Source organism: Actinomadura livida, assembly GCF_014648675.1.
GTDB classification, from domain to species: Bacteria; Actinomycetota; Actinomycetes; order Streptosporangiales; family Streptosporangiaceae; genus Spirillospora; species Spirillospora livida.
Map to the genome: position 1 here is coordinate 657291 of NZ_BMRO01000003.1, position 255 is coordinate 657545.

Consider the following 255-nt stretch of genomic DNA (forward strand, 5'->3'; position numbering starts at 1 on the left):
GCAGATCAAGGTGCCCCGCGATCAGGACGCCGAGCTGATGCTGGCCGAGGGTGCCCTGCTGTTCGCGCGGGCGGCGGACGCCGTGCCCAGCAAGGACGTGCCGACCCTGGACCGGCTGGCCAAGCTGCTGGCGGACGAGACCGTCGCGACCATCGACCGGCTGGAGGCGGCGGGCGACCCGGATGTGGCGGATGTGCTGGAGCGGCATCCGCTGCGGGACCTGCTGACCCTGAGCGAGTGGTATCCGCTGACGGT

Annotated in this window: 1 protein-coding gene; it reads left to right on the plus strand. The window is 71.8% G+C overall.

Translation table 11 applies throughout. From position 1 onward, the window contains the following. Window positions 1-255 (plus strand): maltotransferase domain-containing protein (locus IEZ03_RS09775; RefSeq protein ID WP_189241178.1); only part of this gene is annotated, 255 nt, incomplete at both ends.